This is a genomic window from Desulfosediminicola flagellatus, assembly GCF_005116655.2.
GTDB classification, from domain to species: Bacteria; Desulfobacterota; Desulfobulbia; order Desulfobulbales; family Desulfocapsaceae; genus Desulfopila; species Desulfopila flagellata.
On the sequence record NZ_CP050698.1, the window covers coordinates 6,148,382 to 6,168,253 of the forward strand.

General features: G+C 44.7%; 14 protein-coding genes and 1 tRNA gene. 7 read left to right on the forward strand and 8 right to left on the reverse strand.

Annotated features, from left to right (window positions below):
• Window positions 1–65 precede the first annotated feature (65 nt).
• Window positions 66–1,526 carry an alpha/beta hydrolase gene (locus FCL46_RS25485; protein WP_136809297.1) on the forward strand — a complete coding sequence of 487 codons (1,461 nt, stop codon included), beginning with the start codon at window positions 66–68 and terminating at the stop codon, window positions 1,524–1,526.
• A 50-nt stretch (window positions 1,527–1,576) separates the two neighbouring features.
• Here FCL46_RS25485 and FCL46_RS25490 read toward each other — a convergent pair whose 3' ends face one another.
• Window positions 1,577–2,353 (reverse strand): alpha/beta fold hydrolase, encoded by a 777-nt coding sequence (locus tag FCL46_RS25490; protein ID WP_167505993.1) that lies wholly within the window; start codon window positions 2,351–2,353, stop codon window positions 1,577–1,579.
• Between the two features lie 338 nt (window positions 2,354–2,691).
• Complete coding sequence (locus tag FCL46_RS25495) at window positions 2,692–6,195, reverse strand: PAS domain S-box protein (protein ID WP_136809298.1); 3,504 nt, start codon at window positions 6,193–6,195, stop codon at window positions 2,692–2,694.
• Between the two features lie 928 nt (window positions 6,196–7,123).
• On the opposite strand from FCL46_RS25495, the gene FCL46_RS25500 reads away from it, so the two are divergent.
• The gene (locus FCL46_RS25500) at window positions 7,124–8,092 is read left to right on the forward strand and encodes a metallophosphoesterase (RefSeq protein ID WP_136809299.1); all 969 of its coding nucleotides are present in this window, start codon (window positions 7,124–7,126) and stop codon (window positions 8,090–8,092) included.
• 167 nt (window positions 8,093–8,259) lie between these two features.
• On the opposite strand, the gene FCL46_RS25505 is transcribed toward FCL46_RS25500, so the two are convergent.
• Window positions 8,260–8,922 carry a TetR/AcrR family transcriptional regulator gene (locus FCL46_RS25505; RefSeq protein WP_136809300.1) on the reverse strand — a complete coding sequence of 221 codons (663 nt, stop codon included), beginning with the start codon at window positions 8,920–8,922 and terminating at the stop codon, window positions 8,260–8,262.
• 626 nt (window positions 8,923–9,548) lie between these two features.
• On the opposite strand from FCL46_RS25505, the gene FCL46_RS25510 reads away from it, so the two are divergent.
• On the forward strand, window positions 9,549–10,337 hold the full coding sequence (locus FCL46_RS25510; protein WP_136809301.1) for a class I SAM-dependent methyltransferase: 789 nt from the start codon (window positions 9,549–9,551) through the stop codon (window positions 10,335–10,337).
• A 648-nt stretch (window positions 10,338–10,985) separates the two neighbouring features.
• Here the strand turns inward: FCL46_RS25510 and FCL46_RS25515 are convergent.
• The 4 genes from FCL46_RS25515 to FCL46_RS25530 form a co-directional block, all read right to left on the reverse strand.
• Window positions 10,986–11,498 (reverse strand): response regulator, encoded by a 513-nt coding sequence (locus FCL46_RS25515; RefSeq protein WP_136809302.1) that lies wholly within the window; start codon window positions 11,496–11,498, stop codon window positions 10,986–10,988.
• Window positions 11,499–11,990: 492 nt separating this feature from the next.
• Window positions 11,991–12,599 (reverse strand): LysE family translocator, encoded by a 609-nt coding sequence (locus tag FCL46_RS25520; protein WP_136809303.1) that lies wholly within the window; start codon window positions 12,597–12,599, stop codon window positions 11,991–11,993.
• A 51-nt stretch (window positions 12,600–12,650) separates the two neighbouring features.
• The gene (locus FCL46_RS25525; protein WP_136809304.1) at window positions 12,651–13,460 is read right to left on the reverse strand and encodes an AraC family transcriptional regulator; all 810 of its coding nucleotides are present in this window, start codon (window positions 13,458–13,460) and stop codon (window positions 12,651–12,653) included.
• Window positions 13,461–13,469: 9 nt separating this feature from the next.
• Window positions 13,470–13,922 carry a YaiI/YqxD family protein gene (locus FCL46_RS25530; RefSeq protein ID WP_136809305.1) on the reverse strand — a complete coding sequence of 151 codons (453 nt, stop codon included), beginning with the start codon at window positions 13,920–13,922 and terminating at the stop codon, window positions 13,470–13,472.
• 136 nt (window positions 13,923–14,058) lie between these two features.
• On the opposite strand from FCL46_RS25530, the gene FCL46_RS25535 reads away from it, so the two are divergent.
• From FCL46_RS25535 to FCL46_RS25545, 3 genes are all read left to right on the forward strand, one after another.
• Window positions 14,059–14,135, forward strand: a tRNA-Arg gene (locus FCL46_RS25535).
• Window positions 14,136–14,740: 605 nt separating this feature from the next.
• A complete protein-coding gene (locus FCL46_RS25540) occupies window positions 14,741–15,061 on the forward strand; it encodes a cupin domain-containing protein (RefSeq protein ID WP_136809306.1) in 321 nt (106 codons plus the stop codon).
• A 213-nt stretch (window positions 15,062–15,274) separates the two neighbouring features.
• Window positions 15,275–17,749: a cation:proton antiporter gene (locus FCL46_RS25545; RefSeq protein ID WP_136809307.1), complete on the forward strand. Its 2,475-nt coding sequence runs from the start codon at window positions 15,275–15,277 to the stop codon at window positions 17,747–17,749.
• Between the two features lie 263 nt (window positions 17,750–18,012).
• Here FCL46_RS25545 and trkA read toward each other — a convergent pair whose 3' ends face one another.
• Window positions 18,013–19,425 carry a Trk system potassium transporter TrkA gene (trkA, locus tag FCL46_RS25550; protein ID WP_136809308.1) on the reverse strand — a complete coding sequence of 471 codons (1,413 nt, stop codon included), beginning with the start codon at window positions 19,423–19,425 and terminating at the stop codon, window positions 18,013–18,015.
• Window positions 19,426–19,678: 253 nt separating this feature from the next.
• On the opposite strand from trkA, the gene FCL46_RS25555 reads away from it, so the two are divergent.
• Window positions 19,679–19,867, forward strand: a complete 189-nt coding sequence (locus FCL46_RS25555; protein ID WP_136809309.1) for a hypothetical protein — start codon at window positions 19,679–19,681, stop codon at window positions 19,865–19,867.
• The last annotated feature ends 5 nt before the right edge of the window (window positions 19,868–19,872 follow it).

Genomic DNA, 19,872 nt, shown 5'->3' on the forward strand with positions numbered 1-19,872 from the left:
CTGGTCGGTGAAAAGTGTAAATATCATCGCCAAAAACATCATCTCGATTTAGATAAAAGGAAGCAATGACAAAGATTTTCAGGCCGTTATTCTATGCTATTGCAGGGTTTATTATAGGGGTTGCTCTGATCTACGCCAATCAGATGAGAAACCGACCTGATCTTGAAATCTGGCATCTGGCAGAATTAGATGAAGAGCTGCATGCAGAGTCAATTGAACAACTCGCAAATCTTGATGATTACCGCAAGCAGGAAGTGAAACTCTTCAGTCAGCTTGATTCACTTGTCTATAGTGATAACCTGCGCTCAACAAAAATACATTTAAACAGATATCAACGCAAAAGCTGGAGTGACCCTGCCGCCAGAGAAGTTAATTGGAATCAGACCTTCGAGCTACAAGCTCCAGCCCCGGTAGCCGGAGTCCTGCTTTTGCATGGTCTTTCCGATTCACCATACAGCCTTCACTCGCTTGCTGAGAGCTTACATGCAGGTAATGCTTGGGTTGTCGGTTTGCGCCTCCCGGGACACGGTACGGCCCCAAGTGGCCTGACAGATATTACATGGCAGGATTTTGCTGCAGCGGTGCGGTTGGCCATGCGGCACCTGGCTGAGAAGACTGGGCCGAACGTGCCGCTCTATATTATTGGTTATTCAAATGGTGCGGCCTTGGCGCTTGAGTATACGCTCTCGGGAATGCTGGGTGAACAACTACCGCAGCCTGCCGGTCTTGTTTTTATCTCACCAGCAATTTCGGTATCTAAGGTTGCGGCCCTAGCCCGATTGAATCTTCTGGTGTCGTTGCTACCTGGTCTTGAAAAACTCGGCTGGCTTTCTATCGAACCGGAAATCGATCCATACAAGTACGGCTCTTTTGCAGTTAACGCCGGGCAACAGATATATCTCTTAACAGGCAGAGTCGCGACCATGATGGATACGTTGATTGGCGCAGGAGGATTGAAAAATTTACCTCCTGTACTCGCCTTTCAATCAGCTGTTGATGCAACGATACCACCCCAGGCAATTATCGATAAGTTTATGGATCGGCTCAGCCCAAAAAATCACCATATGGTACTATTTGATGTGAATCGGCTGGCTGCGGATATGGCTCTGTTTAGAACAGACCCCAAGCCTGCTCTTGATTCCCTGTTTGAAAAACCGCTTCCCTTTGCCGTGTCGATGGTTAGCAACCAGCAGAAGAGTACTGGTGCTGAAATCGAAGTGAAGTATAAGAATGCAGGGGAACTTGAGGTACAGACAACAACTCCCGGGCTCGCCTGGCCTGCCGGTGTGTATTCCCTTTCACACGTTGCTCTTCCGTTTGCTAAAAACGACCCTGTTTATGGTGTGAAACAGCCTGGCGATAGTGCCTCGTTTACTCTGGGTTCGTTTGAAGCAAAAGGTGAGAAGGATATTCTTTCGGTTCCTATGTCGACACTTATCCGTCTGCGTTACAATCCGTTTTACGATATTCTGGAACAGATGACGATGGAGAGAATTCTGGCGCCAACCACGGCCGGGAACGAGTAAGATAAAAGAACACCTTGAAGTTGGTTCTGTCTGAAAACTAAAGATATAACCTATTTTAAATTCGAATCCGGATGGTTAAATTTTTCGTGCTCTAGAAAATAGAGCGTTTGTCGAATGACCTCATCGTCATCCATGATAAATGTGTGGCTTACAGGTAGAACCATAAAATCCGTCATCCCTTCAAGTCGGGCGCTCTCCACTGAGACTTTTCCATCATTAGGGCCCGGTATCATGTTAGCCATCCAGAGGTCATAGACGGCAGGGTCATCACCGGTGATAATACCTAAGGGAAATGTCGCTGGCCCCAACTGTCTGGGCAGACTATTGGGCCCGGTTCCTAACTGTTGCCCGGCTGGCCCATTCTGCCATTCAAAGAAAAAATATTCATGTATGTTATCTACCACTTCACTTCCCTTGTTGGGAGGACTCAACATCACTACCCGCCCCAACTCTGGAATACTCTTTTGGGAGAGATAGTAACGAAGCAGTATTCCTCCCATTGAGTGGGTGACAAAATTGATTCTTTCTGCACCCTGCTCCCGGCACTTCCGGATCCCTTCGGGAATCGCTGTCATGGCAAGACTTTCTACTGTTTCACTCCGTGATGGGTAATCGATATTCGCAACACTATAGTTTTTTTCATATACGGCTTCAGTGATATCATCCATAGACCATGATGAGCGAGCTAAACCATGCAGAAACACAACGCACTCAATTGAGCCTGGTCCATTTTGGCTGTTCGCCGAAAGTGGAGTGGTACATGAAATAGTAGTGAGAGCGCTGAATATTGAAAGAACAATGAGGCAGGAAGTCCGAAATTGAGACATGAGAGATCTCACCTAATGTATGTTGAACGTAGAATTGACGAAATGTGATTATATGCGAACGTCACGTACTCTTAGCGTGTGACGAAACTTTCTGCTTAGCGTTGCACCGTGCTTTTGAGTTGATCGGCAATATATTTATTGTGTTGAAGATTAACGGAAAGTTCCGGTTGTGTATACATAGTATACGAAGAAAGACTGACTATTGCTGACTATTGCTGACTATTGGTGAGGGTGTGGGCGGGTTCTATGTATCTACCTTGTTCAGCACACAACTGACCTCGCAACGAATAATATTCTGTCGTTGTAATACCATCTGGTTAACAGGAAAATGCTACCTATTAACTTTTCAAAGCCTCCTGAACTTTCAGGGCAAGCGTTTCTTTTGAAAAGGGTTTCGGCATGAAATGTACACCCTCATCGAGGACGCCACGATGAGCAATCACATTAGCTGTATAGCCTGACATATACAGTACCTTTATGTTGTCGTGTATTGTTGCTAGTGTTTTAGCCAGATCCCGTCCATTCATGCGAGGCATAATCACATCTGTAACAAGAAGATGGATTTTACCCTGATATTCCCGGGCGATATCCAGGGCTTTTTCCGGGGTCTCCTTGGCTATTACATGATACCCCAGCCCCTTTAACATCTTTTCCCCAAGCTTGAGAATAGCAATTTCATCTTCAACAAGCAGGATCGTCTCGCCATTGCCTTGAGGCATTGACTGGGGGACAGGGAAACCCTCTGCTATCGTACCTTTTAGAGCACGAGGCAGGTAGATCTTGATTGTTGTACCTTTATCCACCTCACTGTAGACATTAATGAATCCCTCATTCTGCTTGACGATGCCGTACACCATAGACAAGCCGAGGCCGGTGCCTTCTCCTACGCTTTTTGTGGTATAAAACGGTTCAAAAATATTTGCCAGGGTTTCCTTATCCATCCCGCAACCATCATCACTCACTCCCAGCATTACATATTTCCCTGGAGTAAAGCCAACGTGGTTTCGGCAATACTCTTCATCAAAAACCGCATTACCTGTTTCAATGGTTATTTTCCCTACACCTTTGATAGCGTCTCGCGCATTGACGCACAAATTAGCGAGGATCTGGTCCAGTTGACCCGGGTCTATTCGAATTATCCATAAATCAGGTTTTGGCAGCCAGGCAAGATCGATATCCTCACCGATCAGACGGCGTAGCATTTTTAAAAGTCCTTCGACTGTACTATTAAGGTCGAGCAGATCAGGTGAAATGGTTTGTTTCCTGGCAAAAGCCAGCAATTGCCTGGTGATATCTGCAGCTCTTCCGGCCGCCGCCATAACCTCGTTAAGATCCGCAACCACAGGGTTTTCGGCTTCAACCTGCTCAAGTGCAAGTTCGGTAAAACCCATTATTACATTGAGCATATTGTTAAAATCATGCGCCACACCACCTGCCAATCTGCCAATCGACTCTAATTTCTGTGACTGAACCAGCTGTTTTTCAAGATGCTCACGGTTTGCTTCTCCTTCAATACCTGCTTGCTGGAGGCCAATTACATGAAGTGCATAGGCAAGGTCTCCCGCCAGTTCTAAAAACAACAATCTTTCTTCCGCATCGACTTGCAGTCCTTCAGCGAGGGCGACGACCAGATACCCATAAAAAGTTCCTTCAAAGCCAAGTCTTGTGCGTAATATTGCTCTGTCTCTATCCTCATCTATAGCTTCGCAAATATTACAGACGTTTTTTCCTTCCTGATTGATAAAAGATTCATCTTCCAGGCTATTTCCCCGGCAACATAGAGGCAGCACGTTCTGCTCTATGGCGCTCTGTAATGTCTGAGAGTTTTCTGCTATACCGGCGGCGCCCCATTTTGAGGGTTTATCTTCTTCATCAGTTAATACAATAATGGCACAGTCATATCCTCGATTATCAACCAGAATGTGACTGCAGGCCTGTATAAGTTTTTCAGTATCATTTTCACGAATTATGAGTTGGTTGATATCCCGTATAGTTCTCAGGACCTGATTCAGGTGGGCGATTCTGTTTTCGTTGCGCTTTTGTTCGGTGATATCCTGAAAAGAACCGCGAATCTGAGCAACTTCATCATCGATAACATATGGAACGCCGATAGTACGAACCCATTTCTGTACACCTTTAGCTGTTGTCAATTGCAGCTCAAGATCGTAAGGTTTCTTCTCTGATATCGCTTCATTAATAGCTTTTTCGATTTTCGTCCGATCCTCACCGTGGTAAAAGCTCAAGCCCAGGTTCATATCAGCTTTTTCTGCTGGGTCCAGATCATGGATTGCTGCCACTTCGTCAGTCCAGGAACCTAGACCGGTGCGGGTATCAAACTCCCAGCCACCAATTTTTGCGATTTCACCCATCTGCCGCAACAGATTAGCCAGATAGCGCCTCTGCTCAGTTGCTTTCTTTCGTTCGGTTATGTCACGGGCAACCCCTTGAATACATAGAGGCTTCCCTAGCTGATCATGAACAACTCTACCGTGAATTTCAAGAGGGACCATCTCCCCATTTTTTTTCAACCAGTCAGTTTCGAAGAGAAGACTTTCGGATTCATCTTTTTGGGCCAGCTTAGTCGTGAGGAACTTTTTCATATCATGAAATACTTCTTCACTACAGTGATCGGCCAAACTGCTGCCAAGCCACTCATCTTCACGAAAGCCTGTTACTTTGAATATGGCTTTATTGACAAAGGTGAACGTGAGATCAAGATTCAATGTCCAGATTATGTCGAGAGCGTTATCAGCCAGAAAGCGATATTGTGCTTCACTATCCTGCAACCTTTTCTGGACTTCACGCTCCTCTGTCTGGTCACGGAAAACTAATACAACTCCGGTGATATTGCCTATATCGTCCCGTATAGGTGCACCACTGTCGGCGATTGCTCTTTCCGTGCCGTCTTTTGCAATAAGGAGAGTGTGATTTGCCAGGCCTACTATACTGTTTTCAGACAGGACTTTTTCAATCATGTTTTCACAGGGAATGCGGCTTGTTTCATTTATAATGTTAAAAATCCCTGTGATATCTGCCCCCAGAGCATCAGATTCCCTCCAGCCTGTAAGTTCCTCCGCGACCTGATTAATCATGGTAAGTTTGCCGGAAGTATCAGTGACGATAACAGCATCACCGATGGAATGTATTGTGACTTGAAGCTTTTCCTTTTCTTCTGCTGCCGATCTTTCCAGTCTTCGGGTTCTATTAACAGTAAAAAAGGCAATGTAGAGTGAGAGGCAGACCCACAATCCAAGAAATATTGTGGACCACCATCTCATTTCTTGGTCTACACTTTCTATGTTCTCTAGAAAACCAGTGGCCTTATTTCTGGCATACTCTGCCAATTCTACCATTTTAATTTCAAGTTTTTCTACATGGGCAGCTCCTTCTTGCCTGGTTATTCGGGCAGACTGTTGACGGTCACCTTTTTGAATGGTGGCAATAACGCTTTCCCGAATAGGGGCCCATTGCTTAAAGAGTAGAAGAGCCTCGGCCACTAATTGCTTTCCCTTCTCACCCAATATCTTTTCATCAATAATGTCCAATTGCTCAAAAGTATTCTGCTCAAGACTTTTCACTTCTGCAATTGCTGTATCAATGATGCCCGGGTCAGTAAAAAGCACCACATCTTTCATGTTGCGGTGCATCTTGATTATATTGGTGTGTACTTTGAGCGAGGCATTGGAAACAACAAGTGGATGGTCATAAATCGTTCTGGTCAGCTTTACCAGATTACTGGCTCCATGAACAGAAAATGTAATTTGAACCACATAAAGCACCAACAGTGTTGCAAAAGCGTAAATAATTAAACGGGTAATACTCGTTTTTTTTGGCATTTCCATAAAATATTCCAGTGAGGATTTACTGGGTTATGTCGTTTTGAATCGAGCAGAAATTACGTGCTTGAGCATGTAGCAGTCATTACTTCAGCTTTTCTCGACAAGGTATCACAGAATACAGATAAAACTGATAGCACAATAAACGTGTAAAAGGGGTACGTCCCTAAGTTAGCTGGGTTAAATGGCAACAACATTGGAGAAAACCCGAATGCGGAGGTTGTCTCCGAGAGAAAGCAGCATGAGTCAAATGACGTGTGGAATACATTGGCACCATCCACATTCTAGGGTATCGATAATTTGATTGCAATCTTTTTGAGATTAGTAATTACTCATTTTATATTGGTTTTATTGTTTTTTTTACGAAATATGACATGGACCTTACTCCAAACCAGGCATATTGGGACACGAATAAACTCTATTTCACTTGCGCCTCGCAGTGCACTAAAATTGAGGAACAATTTTACGACTTTTAACAATTTACAAAGCTCTTTTCTGGTTTTAAAAGGATGCTCATTTTTTACAAATTGTGTCGATAACTCTTCTTTAATCCTATCTGTGCTAAAACTTGTGACTGTTCTGCAAAATGGCCCTGGAACGGTTATCAGGCAACTGTTACGCTTTTGCCAGCGATGCAGGGTACATCTTTTGGGTTTGCAGATAAGCTGAAAATTGAAGTTGTGCATAGAACGTATGTGGAGAGAGCCTGACTTGGCAGTTGCGTCTGGATTCTGTTTGCCTACCGGGTTCAACACTCAAAGTGATCTTGTAACTTGTAATTATCTGTTGTTGTAATACCATCTGAGTAGCAGTCCTCCTAGATCGATGCAGTAATTGAACGCCATCGTATTTTTCAGATAACTCTTTTTAAATACACGTTAATTCGGTGCCATGGTATGGTTGCTCATAAGATCCAACATTCAGCCAGGAGGCTATGAGAGATATGTACTACGACATCATCGGGGATATTCACGGGCACGCGGATAAACTTGAAGATCTGCTGCTTGAGCTAGGGTACGCAATGACTAATGGCGTCTATCGGCATAATGATCGAAAAGCTGTATATGTCGGGGATTTTATAGATAGAGGCACCCAGAATCGAAGAGTTATAGAAATCGTGCGGAATATGGTAACAACCAGGAATGCTTACGCTGTGATGGGCAATCATGAGTATAATGCCATCTGCTACCATACCCCGAAATCAGGCATCGATTGGCTGCGTCCCCACACCAAAAATAAATTCAAGCAACATGAGAGTTTTCTGGCAGAGTACCCAATAGGATATCCTGATACTCAGGATGTTATCGAATGGTTTAAAACCCTGCCTTTATTTATAGACTGTGAAGCACTGCCTTTTCGTGTGATACACGCCTGTTGGGATCAGCGGAAGATAGATTATGCCAAAGAACACTATCTGAATCACAACAATGTGATGAGCGGCAGGAAGCTTGAGCAGTCTGCGATAGAAGATGAGGATCCGTATTCTCTCTTCAATATTATCGAGAGGCTATTAAAAGGTGTTGAAGTAGGTCTTCCGCAGAAGCCTGAGAAAATAACCTTTCTCGACAAAGACAAGTTTGAGCGCAGTCGGATACGGGCGAAATGGTGGGGCAGTACCAATGCCAGTTATCGGGAAATTGCTTTTGGCTATAGTAAGCAGACTCTTGCGTCGTTCCCTGATGACCAGCGACCGGGTAATAGAGAAATCCCATTCTACAGTGAAGATGAAGTTAAACCCGTTTTCTTTGGCCATTACTGGATGAGAGGTGATCTGGAACTGCAGCAGGAAAACGTATGTTGCGTTGATTACTCGGCTGGAGTTGGTGGTGAACTCGTCTGTTACAGTATTGAAAATCCGGGTGAGGGCGGCAGGTTAAATGTCGCCAACTTCACAAGTATATAGATTTTGAGGTATGTGATTGTAATCAAAAACAGTCTGCTACCTTGAAAAGAGTGAAGACCGACTGTGTTTTTTGTAATCACCTGCAGCAACCTGTATTTTTCCTCGCAGCTCATCCCAAACCTGGGGGCAGATGTCTTTATTGTAGCTGGCCTGAATTTCGGCGTAGATTATTGAAGATCGTGATGAAGGTCGTTTGGGAGGGGCAAACCGGCCTCAAGAATCATTGATCGTGCAAGCTTTGTGGCAGCGGTATGAAAGAATTCTGTGTTCAGGCTGTCTTCACCTCTGAGCATTTTTATGGTGTTTTTGGCCATCGAGTAGAGCAGAATCTGGCCGTACAACAAATCTGACCAGGCAGCTGCTTCAGCTTCTGTGGCTTCTGGATTGATATGGCGATAAAAGTTTGCCGAGCTCTCTGAATTTGGTCTGAATAGTATCTCAATCAGAGTGGTCATTGCGCTGGTAGGGCTTGCCAGTTCCCGCAGGAGGATTTTGGCTTCCCATTCAGGTCTGTCTGGTCTGAAATGATAGTGAAACGTTCTGAAGACAGTTGTGCGGATTATTTCTGCCTGGCCTTCGGAAGTTTGAGCGAGAACCGGATTTTCGGCGATGACGTCGGCAAATATTGTCGATTGACTTCTTCTGTGTGCTGACAGGCAGGCTTCGGTGTAGAGTTTTTCTTTACTGCCGAAATGATAATGAATGGCACTGAGTTTTACGCCGGCCATATCTGCAATCATTCTGGTGCTGACCCCTTCATAACCGTTGTCTGCAAAGAGTTCACCAGCGCTGCTAATAAGTAGATCTTTTGTGGATGTTGTTTTTTTCATCTGGGTGTTGTCTTGCTTCTGTTGATTGGGGGGAGACACGAAGTAACTCGCATATTCTGTGAAGAGTAAGTTTTTTTCTTCATCATTGCAGGTGTTTGGCGAGTTGCTGTGAAGTGTTCAGGCTAAAGTTGAAAAAGGCGAGAGGGAAAGGCTGTGCACCTTTCCCTCTCACAAACGAACCGCTTAATGAGAGAGAGTAGGGCGTTAGGGAGATAAGCGATCCGTAACTTGTAATTTTGACTGTTTGATTTCACGTTAGCAATTATCTTTTTACGATCGGGCTGTTTGGCCAAGTGATCATTTTAGTCAGTTTGTAAAGCTGACAGACAAAACGTGTGGTCGTATGAACAATATATTAGGTCAACTGACCTAAAGTGTCAAGTTGAGATTCAATATCTTTCTGTTATTTATGCAGGAATTTCATTTTGGTTGAGTACGGTGCTGTATGTAAAGAATATCTGGAATGTTATTGAGACGATATCCGATCTATATAGTGTAAAAAAACTGCTGCCTGCCTCTATTGGGAATGGTGTGATAAGATGATATTTACAGGGGGAGAAGGATCAAAAACGACATTCTGAGCAGGTGGCAGCAGGATGTCTGAGTAAATACGAGGAAAGTAAAGGATGGTCAGCATCGAAAAACTCGCAGCACTCACACCAGAATCTGGGGATCTGCTTTGTACAGAAATCATTGGTGAGCAGCATGTGCAGGTTCGCCAACTTGGCAATCTGCGCTGGATGAATTTTGGAGATGTGCCACTACAGTCGATAATCCTGATTGAAGATCCCGCTCGGTTAATCTTTCCCTACACTGAAGCGATGATGGCAGCTTTTCTTTTTTGTGAGCATCCAGTAAAGCTGCTCAACTTAGGTTTTGGGGGGGGATGTCTTGAGCGTTTTCTCTGGTCTGTGAATCCTGAAATACCCATTGTTTCAGTCGAATCGAGTGAAGCAGTGATTTCTCTTTCTAAACGATATTTCTCTATCCCTGAGAGTTTTCAGGTGTCTAATTTATCTGCAGAGGCGTATCTCAACCAATCCAAAGGGCAATACTCAATTATATTCTGCGATATATTTGATGCAGACGGGCATCCGCCCTGTATGACTGATCCCGTATTTTTTTCAAAGGTGTATGAGCATCTTTGCGAGGATGGAGTTGCGGTATTCAATACCATTGTCTCCTCCGAGCAGGACTTGATCGATATACTTCTTCCACTACGGTTGTCTTTCCCATGGGTATGCCTCCTTGATTTGCCAAGGCTTAACAATGTTCTGCTTTTTGCTTCCAGGCAGAAACCACCTGTTAATGTAATTCTAAAAAATAGAGCAGAAAAGCTTTCAAATATAATGGGTATTGATTTGTGCGAAGTAGCGGAGCACTTAACACTGTTGCCGAAAAGCAGGGCTACCTGAGTCTCATATTCATTTCGTCGCGCCTGAAATTAGCACCTTACGGATCTCAACCGCCTGGGAGCTTGGCCGAGAATAACAATTTTCGCTCAGATCAAGGCAAACTCGAAAAATTACCGGAGACATATAATCGATATCTCGGAGTATCGTTCCTCGCTTACCGGAGGATAATTTTTCGAGTTTAACGAAGATATGGGGGGAAGGGCATTCTCGGACAGCCTCCTGGGAGTGATGCTGTGGCTTAATTCGATGAATGCCAGTCGTGAAGATTTAGAAAATTGTACAAGTATAATAAGGTGTACAAGTATGAACTGTTTGCCTGAGGCTGTTTGGGCAGTTTAACCGAGTGGCAAAAAATATGAGATCACATTTTAGGGAATTTAAAAATATCGACTGTGACCCTTATCTTGAGTCTGTAACAGGCCAGATCCAGCATATCAGTTTTCTGGACATTAAATGCAATGATAACTGCGAGATTATGCCGGAGCATTTACGACGAAAACGATAATAATTGAGGAATTATGGATGTGATTAAGATACCGAAAACGCAATAAATAAAAAGGATTTGAACAGGAGAGAGCAGGCAGCCTGCAAACTCCTCTGCGCGTGTATCGCACAGAGGAGGATAAACAAGCTGGATAGAGATGTAATCTACGACTGTTTTACGGAAAAATTCTCAAGCATAATAGCCAGAAGCTTACCGTCTATTGGTTTTGGCAGATACTCGTCCATTCCGGCTGTAAGGTATTTTTCTCTGTCACCGGTTGATGTATATGCAGTCATGGCGATAATGGGCAGACAGGCGTGTGCGCGGTATCTGCTATCGGAGCGCACAATTTGTGTCAATTCCATGCCGTCAATTTCCGGCATCTGAATGTCGGTCAATAGTACATCAAAGACATCCGCAGTTTGAAGAGCCTTGAGTACTTCTTTGCCGCTTTTAACAGAAGTGACACTATGACCAAATTTTGAGAGTACGCGTGAAAGAAACAGTCTGCTGATATTGTCATCTTCGGCAACAAGGATCTTAAGGGTCTGCTGGGTTGAATCCTTATCGTCGATTTTTGTTGATTTACCTCGAGCGGATCGGGGTGAATGTGGTGATGGCATATGAGCTGCAACAGAGAACCCGGTATTAAATGAAATCTCGCAATTGTGGGGCATATTACCTCCAGGCAGTATGTGCTTATGGGCTGGTTTTTGAAAAATTATATACGTAGCTCAGCGTATTGCTATGACAGGTTGAATTTCTATGCCTGCATCGTGCTCTACTAAGAGATTTGTCTACGATTATTTTTCAATTCCGATGGCCATGATCAAGGTTGACCGAAATTAATGAAGCTGACCCTTGATCTCGCGTACTGATGGGGGGCGATTTCGTACTCGATATTCTGGTAATATTGAGTGAGCGGGTATTAATGGCTTCCTTGCTGTAATATCCTATCTGTAGGATACCTCATTAAGATACGCACACCCTACCACATGTCTTCTGCTGTTTGCAAGTGTAATGGTCATGTTAGTTATTGTTTTATAGTAATTTTTTTAACTCCCTTGTTAGAGTGTGTCTGTTGACCCATGATGCTTTTTGAAGGTGAAAACCTGTAAGTGATTACAGCTATATGAGTACGGGTTGCCAGTACCACAATGTAATAAAAATCAGGTAAATGGTAGCAAAATGCCAAATATGGCAAGCATGACGCCTGAGACTTTCTCTATATAGAAAATAGTACGGTCCATGAATTTTTTTATTGAGGTGTTGGCAAGGACCAGAGCGACAGTGCAATCCCAGAAAAAAACCACGCTAGTCATCCACAACGCATACATGCATCTGCTAGTAAGGCCTGTCTGTTCTGATACCAGAACTGTGAAGAGTGATAGATAAAAGATAGCATTCTTCGGGTTGAGAATACCTGAGAGAAATCCGAGAACAAACTGATGCAGGACACTTTCAGTCTGTAAAAAATTACGTGGGTGTTTTTCATGGAGTTGTTGTCTCGGCGCTTTGATGAGCATAATTCCTATAAATACAAGATATAACGCACCAAGGTATTGAAGCATGGACATGAGCCATTGCATTTGCCGAATTGCCTCAATTCCTGCAACAGCGCAGATGAGATAAACCGCATTGGCAAAGGCAATCCCTGCACAAATCGCAATGCAGTATCGTATTGGCAACCTGATAGATGCCTGCATAATAAGAAAAAAATCAGGTCCTGGGCTTAGCAGGGCCAGAAAGTGGGCTGTAGCTATAAGTGCAAATTCCATATCATCCTCCGTTGTATGTTTAAGAGGATGGTACTGCTATTTTGCGTAGTATTATTGTACGAAATTGAGGCGGTATTCCAGTGGGGTGACTGTCGTCATCGCTTTGAAATGGCGGTGAAGATGGCTTTGGTCAAAAAAGCCGCATTGAAGGGCTGTTTCAGTTATATCCATTCCCTGCTGCAGAAATTTTCTTGCCTGCTCAATTCTGCAATTCATTCTGTAGGCGTGCGGGGTGATTCCTGTTTCGGCCTTGAAACGGCGCAACAGCGTGTATGGGTTGCTATTAAGGACACTGGCCAGGGAATTGAGGGTGTAATCTTTCTCCAGATCCTGCTTCAGTATGTCTTTGAGCTGCTCAATAGATTCGAGTGTGGAATTTTGCTCAGATTGCGGGCTGCATACCTTCCTGAAAATTGTGGAGACCAGATCCACCAGCAACTGTTCTTTTTCCTGAAGATGAATTTCTGTACTGAGCAAGTGCTGCATTACCCGGCAGTAGCTGTGATAGAGTTTTTTATCATTAACCTGGATCTGGTCCACGGAAATAAATGTTTCAACATTCCAGAGTGAGTTCTGCACTGCTGTGCACCATTCGACATCAAGGTACAGCATATAATAGCTTCTTTTTTCGCTTTGAAGTGGATTGCAGGAGTGGAGTGTTTCCGGATTGATAAGCGCCAGTGATCCCGGGCTGAGCGTTGCCGAATCACTGCCGACAGTGTAACAAACAGCTCCTTTGCTTACAGCACCAATGCTCAATGTCGAGTGGATATGCGATTTGAAGGGGGAGGAACTGCTGGTTGAGTATCGGTATTCTGCAAAAGGGAGCTCCCTATCTTTTTTAAACGTTTCACTGTGCATGATGCTTTTCTACCTGCCCATGTTTTGTGCAAGGAATTTATCTAATTGGTTAGCGAATTTTTGCCGATCTCCAGCATTGAGTGGTGGCGGGCCACCTGTTTCTACGCCGTTATTTCTCAGAGAGTCCATGAAATCTCTCATGCTGAGTATGGATCGGATATCTTCGGTCGAATAAAAGTCGCCTCGTGGGTTAAGGGCATGACCCTTTTTCGCAATTACTTCGGCAGCAAGTGGTATGTCAGCAGTGATCACAAGATCATTTGCAGACATTCTTTGAACAATTTCATTATCAGCTACATCAAGGCCTGCCGGCACTCTGATTGTGGTGATGAGATTTGACGGTGGAGTGCGTAATGTCCGGTTGGCTACCAGTGTCAACTGCGTTCCCGTGCGCTCTGCAGCCCGATAGAGAATTTCTTTGATAACAACCGGACACGCATCGGCGTCGACCCATATTTTCATAGTATAGCCTCAAAATGATGATCTGGATGTGGGAAAAGACAAACAACATATCACATTTTTATCCAAAAGAGAAAAACAGATACAATTAAAGCTTGCCATCTTAAAAAATATACAGTACAAAGTCCCCTCTCAACACGCACCAGTAGCTCAGCTGGATAGAGTACCTGACTACGAATCAGGGGGTCGGGCGTTCGAATCGCTCCTGGTGTACCAGTTTTCCCAGGCAGTTATCCGTTATTAACGGGTATCGGGTCTGTTTCAATATATAGGGCAGGTACTTTCTAAGTACCTGCCCTTTTTTTATTCCGATTATGTGACTCGTGTCCTGTCATGCCTCAGATGTCTAATTCTGCTTACCCTTTTCATGTCCTGACTTCGTTACTCCTTCAGTTACATAGTGCTGCTATGCTCCATCAGTCATGCCTTGCAGGAAGAGAAAAAACTTCACATTATTACAAAACCTGACACATGACATGACACGAGCTTTTCTTTTATGATTACCACCGAATCTCAGCCTTAGATAGAGAGGTGTAAGGCGTGAGGTGACAACTATATCAGTCCAGAAAGAAAGGCAAGTTTCTGTATTTGCATAGATACTAGTGGTCAGATTCTGAAAGGTTTTATACGCCTGACGCCTCACTATACTGGCTGAGGATTATTGGTAATCAGATTTCTTTTTAATCCGTTACCTATAGAATTATTTTCCAGCTTGACCTGTGTCAAAGAAAAAACAAATTATGCGTATAGTATAGAGACATGTGACGGTTTGGTGGCTCTGCCACGGATTCGAAATTCAATCCTACTATCGGAGGTGCTCTATGAAAGTGCTCAAACTTGATGAAACAAATGAATTCACCGAAGGTGCCATGAAGCGGTTCTTTCTGGTTGAAACTTCAGAATACTTTAAGATCATAAATTTTAATCTTGATGCTGGTGTGACTTTTCCGGTTCACTCTCATGATCTGGATGGTGAACTCTCAATTCAAGTAGTTGAAGGTGAGGGCTTTTTCCTTGGTGATGCGGGTGCTGAGATTCCGGCCAAGAAAGGAGATATTCTGGTCTCTGAGATCAGAGAGCCTCACGGTGTGCGGGCTGAGACGAGAATGCGCATTGTGGTGACCATTGCTCCACCGATTTAATGATTCTGTTTCGACATGCTGCTTCCAATGTGATTCATGAACGGAAAAGAGAAGATATTCTATCTGTATATACCTTCTTACCCTGTAATGGTGTGAATATAGGCTGCCAGGGTTTGCAATAACCTGCTTCCTGAGGCTAAAATACATGTAGTTTATAGCCCGATTTCACCATAATGGTACTTCCTCGCGGAGTGCCATACCGGGGATGATCACATGGAGCAGCACACAGGTTTTTTGATTCTATTGGCGGTTGTTCTTGCCTTGTTCTTCGGCGCAATTTTACGCCACATTCTTAAAAAGATAGCAATTCCCTACACTGTATCCCTGTTGGTTATTGGGTTGGGGCTCGGTTTGCTCAAGCGCGGAGGAATGTTTGATGACACCCTTTATATGCTTGGTGAGTCGATTGAGCTCGTCGCTGCTATCGATCCGCATCTTATCATGTTTCTTTTTTTGCCGACGCTGATCTTTGAGTCGGCATTTGCAATGGAAGGCCATCTGTTTCGTCGGGCATTCACCCAAATTGCCATCCTCGCTGTTCCCGGCCTTATTCTCTGTACGCTACTGACCGCTTTTCTGATTAAAGCCTTTTTCCCGTGGGATTGGAGTTGGCCTGCTGCCCTGCTCTTTGGAGCGTTGATAAGTGCAACTGATCCGGTCGCGGTGGTGGCACTGTTAAAAGAATTAAGCTCTCGAAAGCGGCTGGAGACCCTGATTGAAGGTGAATCATTATTAAATGACGGTACAGCGATTGTCTTTTTCGCCTTGTTTTATGGTTTTGTGGCAGGTGACCAGCAGGCTAATTTCGATGCAGGGATAATTCCCCTGATAGGTTGGAACTTCGTGGTGAAGGTCAGTCTGGGAGTGTTAACCGGATTGTTTTTTGGCATGCTCGCTATCGTTTTTATCGGCAGGGTTTTCAAGGATGCAATGATTGAGATTACCATCTCGATTGTCGTTGCGTATCTTACGTTTATAGTGGCCGAAAGTTTGCTGCATGTTTCAGGAGTTGTAGCCGTTGTTACTCTGGCACTGCTGTTGGCAAGTGTCGGTAAAACACGAATATCACCTGAGATTGAAGGATTTCTACACCATTTCTGGGAGATGATGGCGTATATCGCCAACACCCTGATTTTCTTGCTGGTAGGAGTAATCATTGCCCTGCGGGTACAGCTTGATTCGCCAGCGTCATGGGGAGCGTTGTTCATTCTCTTCATAGGTATCATGATCATTCGTGCTGTATCTATTTCAATGTTCCTGCCGCTTTTACAACGCATTGGTCTCGGGATTACACGAGAGAAATCTATTGTATTGATCTGGGGTGGTTTGCGCGGCGCTGTTGCTCTTGCTCTTGCCCTGGTGGTTGCGCAGGATCGGAGGATACCGAGTGAACTGGGTGACCAGATACTCTTTTTGACAGCTGGCATAGTGGTACTCACTCTTCTTATAAATGGTACATCCATGCAACTGGTGCTGAAGTGGGTTGGGCTGGACAAATTGCCTCCGGCCAAGCAGAGCACTGTCGATAAGGCCAGAGTTCACATTCAAAGAGAAATGGATGAATTATTACCAACACTCAAGGAGAATGGTTTTTTTCAGGGAGCAGATTGGGATCAGGTAGAGCAAAACATTGGTCTTGTGGCTGCAGGCACACACGACTTTTCTGAAGAAAAAAGCGCTTCGCCGCAGGAGTTGGAGTGTGAATTCAAACGACGCATTCTTGAGGCAGAACGAAGCAATTACTGGTGGCAGTGGGGGAAAGGATTGCTTGGAGGGACCGGTACGAATATTTTGATAGATGCAGTCGAAAAGGCCCTCGACGGTCAGCCGACAATCACACCACGACCGATGCTGCAAAAGCTGTGGAAGATGCCGATGATTGCGCAGTTACTGGGAAAGATCCCCTTTGCTAAAGATTTTGCAGTATCAGTTTCTTTTGACAGGCTGGCGCTTGGTTATGATGTTGCGAGAGGCTTTATCTATGCACAGGATGCAAGCCTTGAGAGAATTCCCCAACTTGCCCCTGATGATACGAGTGCTGAACGGGTCCGAAAAGAAATACTCAAAAACAAACGGGATACCTATGAGCGTATCGAACAGTTGCGTGCAGCTTTTCCTGAAGTTGTGGTAGCCATAGAAACCCGGGCAGCCTCAAGGTCTTTACTCAACAGGCAGCGTTCAGTGATTGATAAACTCATCGGTAATGGTCTATTAGATACCGCTGAGGCAGATCGAATGCTTGAAGAAGTGAACAAACAACAACAGCGACTGCGGCAGACTCCTACCCGTATTGAAACGCTTTCTCCCGAAGCTCTTCTGCGTCAGGAGAGTTGGCTCAAATCTGTAAAACCCGAAACTCGTGATCGATTGCTCTCGGCAATGGAGGTGCGGTTTCATGCGGCTGGCGATGTGCTGCTGCATTTCAGTGAATCAGGGATGTCTCTGGTGGTTATTGTTCGAGGTGCTGTGGCTGTGTCCAGAAAAAATGCTAAGCGACAGATTGTAGATGATATTCTCGGACCGGGGGCTGTGCTTGGCATAACAGCAATACTCTCAGGTGACCGGGGAGAAACTGTGCGTGCAGAGAGTCCCGTAGAAGCTCTCTGGTTTAATGCCGTTACGATACAGGAACTGATGTCACTGGATGATGTCTTCGCACACAATATGAGAGAGTTGACAGGTGCCTAACCCTGCCTATGAACCATAATTCCAAACATCAACCTGACAGATTGCGTGAGATCTTTGAAAACGCAACGAAAGGACTAAGGTTAAAGGGGTTAGGACTGAGTAAATTGCATTGAAAATGCAATACGTTTCTAAAACACTCAGTCCTTTTACCTTTGGCCTAAGTCCTTATACACGCTTCCAGTCTATGCAGAATGCTGGTAAAGCAACAGATTTGGCAGAAAATAACGAAGAGTTTGGAACAAAGGTCATTTTCGGACAGGCTTCTAACCCTTGTTCTTAAAAAGTTTGCGTACATCTTTAAGGTGCCTGGATGGGCAGATGACGATAACCTGTTCATTTTCGTTAATCTGGGTATCGCCAACAGCAATATTCCAGCTATCTTCTCTTCGCACGCTACCAATAATAAGTTTGTCGTTATAGTACGGGTCAAGCTTTGAGAGAGGTTTTTTGGTAATTTGTGATTTCGGACCTGCAACAAGTTCTACCACTTCAGCGTCAAAACCGTGAAGGTGAGCCACCGAAAAGAGCTCATTTCTACGGATATATTTGAGTATTTCATTGGCAGCCATAACCTTTTTATTCAAAGCGATATTCGAACCTGTCGTAAGAGCAAGTACCAGATAATCTTCTTTTGTAACCAGAGATATTGTCTTGGCTTCGCCGTTGTTGTTCACTTTCTTGTGCTGGCGCAGCAGGTTTTTGGCGAGAAGGCAACTCATGATATTGGTTTCGTTCTCACCTGTTGTGGCGATGAAAGTATCTGTTTTCAACAGACCGCCTCCGAGCAGTACATCGGCGTCTGATCCGTCACCGCATAAAACCTCTGTGTGTGCAAGATGATACGAGAGCTCTTCTGCCCTGGCTTCATCTTTTTCCATCAAGGTGACTTTTACTGATTTTTGTAACAATTCAGCAACTCGCATACCAACAAGCCCGCCACCCAGCACCATCACCCGCTGTTGTCGATGCAACTTCATATCCGTAAGTTTCATGAGCTTTGGCAAATCACGGTTGGCTGCCATGATAAAGACCTGATCGTGTGGCTGGAGTTGCTGTTCACCACCTGGAATTATGGTACTGATTCCTCTGGCGACCGCCACAACCCTGAATGGGAATTCGTTAAATTCCTGAGCGATAGCTTTAAGCTTTTTATTGGCAAATGGAGAATCGTCGCCAATTTCAGTTGCCAGGAGTTGAATCTGGCCATCGGCTATACCAACAATCTCGTTACCTGCAGTAAGTTTGATAAGGCGTACAATTTCCTGGGCTGCGAGCTCTTCAGGGTTGATCAGCAGGTTAAGTTTCAGGTCATCTGAGGAGAGAATGGAATCAGGAGTACCGAATTGTCGTGTTCGCACTCGGGCTATTTTGCTGTTGATACCAAAGCGGTCACCGATAATGGAGGCGAGCATATTCACAGCATCGTTATCGGTGGCGGCGATAAGATAGCGCATTTTTCCGGCATCTGCTTCTTTCCAGCATTCGATATCCATGGCGCTGCCTTTTATCAGGCGGGCATCTATCTGGCCGTCGGCGAGGGCGAGAACCTTGGGGTCTGGTTCGATTACGGTGATTGCGTATTCTTCATGGGCAAGCCGTTTGGCCAGGTAATAACCGACACCACCGAGACCGAGTATGAGAATGTTATCCCGTTGATTTCTTTTCTTGTTGAACATAGTCCCTGCTGCTTTTAGCCCATGAATAATATGGTTGAAAATAGGGCTGGTCGTGCCACTTCGGCCGGTGCTCGAAGGAGGGCGGGATGAGTAGTGTAATTACAGATTTTCCCGGATGAATTATGTGATTCTCTTACATGATTAGCAATTGCTTGTCAACTTGACCACGGTGGACAGGGCGTGGAATGCTTGTTGCAAGAAGATATATGGCGGAGATCCACTTAAATCAATTATTGACGAAGGAAACAGCGGCATGGATGTAAGTATGGGTGCGTTAAATGCTCAGGCGATGTCACTCAACAAGGCAAGCGTCGGGCAGGAGATTCTCTTGAAAACACTTGAAAAAAGTGAAGGGACTAAATTGAATAATACAGCAATGGAGTCGCGCCCGGTTGAGAAGGCTCAAACCGAGAGGCAGGGGCGTATAAATCTGTATGCCTGATAGTG

What these genes read in the sequence shown, in the direction of transcription:
- FCL46_RS25525 (WP_136809304.1), bottom strand. Translation starts at nt 13,460, where the DNA reads ATGCACAGTGAAACGTTTAAAAAAGATAGGGAGCTCCCTTTTGCAGAA.
- FCL46_RS25520 (WP_136809303.1), bottom strand. Translation starts at nt 12,599, where the DNA reads ATGGAATTTGCACTTATAGCTACAGCCCACTTTCTGGCCCTGCTAAGC.
- FCL46_RS25555 (WP_136809309.1), top strand. Translation starts at nt 19,679, where the DNA reads ATGGATGTAAGTATGGGTGCGTTAAATGCTCAGGCGATGTCACTCAAC.
- FCL46_RS25500 (WP_136809299.1), top strand. Translation starts at nt 7,124, where the DNA reads ATGAGAGATATGTACTACGACATCATCGGGGATATTCACGGGCACGCG.
- FCL46_RS25530 (WP_136809305.1), bottom strand. Translation starts at nt 13,922, where the DNA reads ATGAAAATATGGGTCGACGCCGATGCGTGTCCGGTTGTTATCAAAGAA.
- FCL46_RS25540 (WP_136809306.1), top strand. Translation starts at nt 14,741, where the DNA reads ATGAAAGTGCTCAAACTTGATGAAACAAATGAATTCACCGAAGGTGCC.
- trkA (WP_136809308.1), bottom strand. Translation starts at nt 19,425, where the DNA reads ATGTTCAACAAGAAAAGAAATCAACGGGATAACATTCTCATACTCGGT.
- FCL46_RS25490 (WP_167505993.1), bottom strand. Translation starts at nt 2,353, where the DNA reads ATGTCTCAATTTCGGACTTCCTGCCTCATTGTTCTTTCAATATTCAGC.
- FCL46_RS25510 (WP_136809301.1), top strand. Translation starts at nt 9,549, where the DNA reads ATGGTCAGCATCGAAAAACTCGCAGCACTCACACCAGAATCTGGGGAT.
- FCL46_RS25515 (WP_136809302.1), bottom strand. Translation starts at nt 11,498, where the DNA reads ATGCCCCACAATTGCGAGATTTCATTTAATACCGGGTTCTCTGTTGCA.
- FCL46_RS25485 (WP_136809297.1), top strand. Translation starts at nt 66, where the DNA reads ATGACAAAGATTTTCAGGCCGTTATTCTATGCTATTGCAGGGTTTATT.
- FCL46_RS25495 (WP_136809298.1), bottom strand. Translation starts at nt 6,195, where the DNA reads ATGGAAATGCCAAAAAAAACGAGTATTACCCGTTTAATTATTTACGCT.
- FCL46_RS25545 (WP_136809307.1), top strand. Translation starts at nt 15,275, where the DNA reads ATGGAGCAGCACACAGGTTTTTTGATTCTATTGGCGGTTGTTCTTGCC.
- FCL46_RS25505 (WP_136809300.1), bottom strand. Translation starts at nt 8,922, where the DNA reads ATGAAAAAAACAACATCCACAAAAGATCTACTTATTAGCAGCGCTGGT.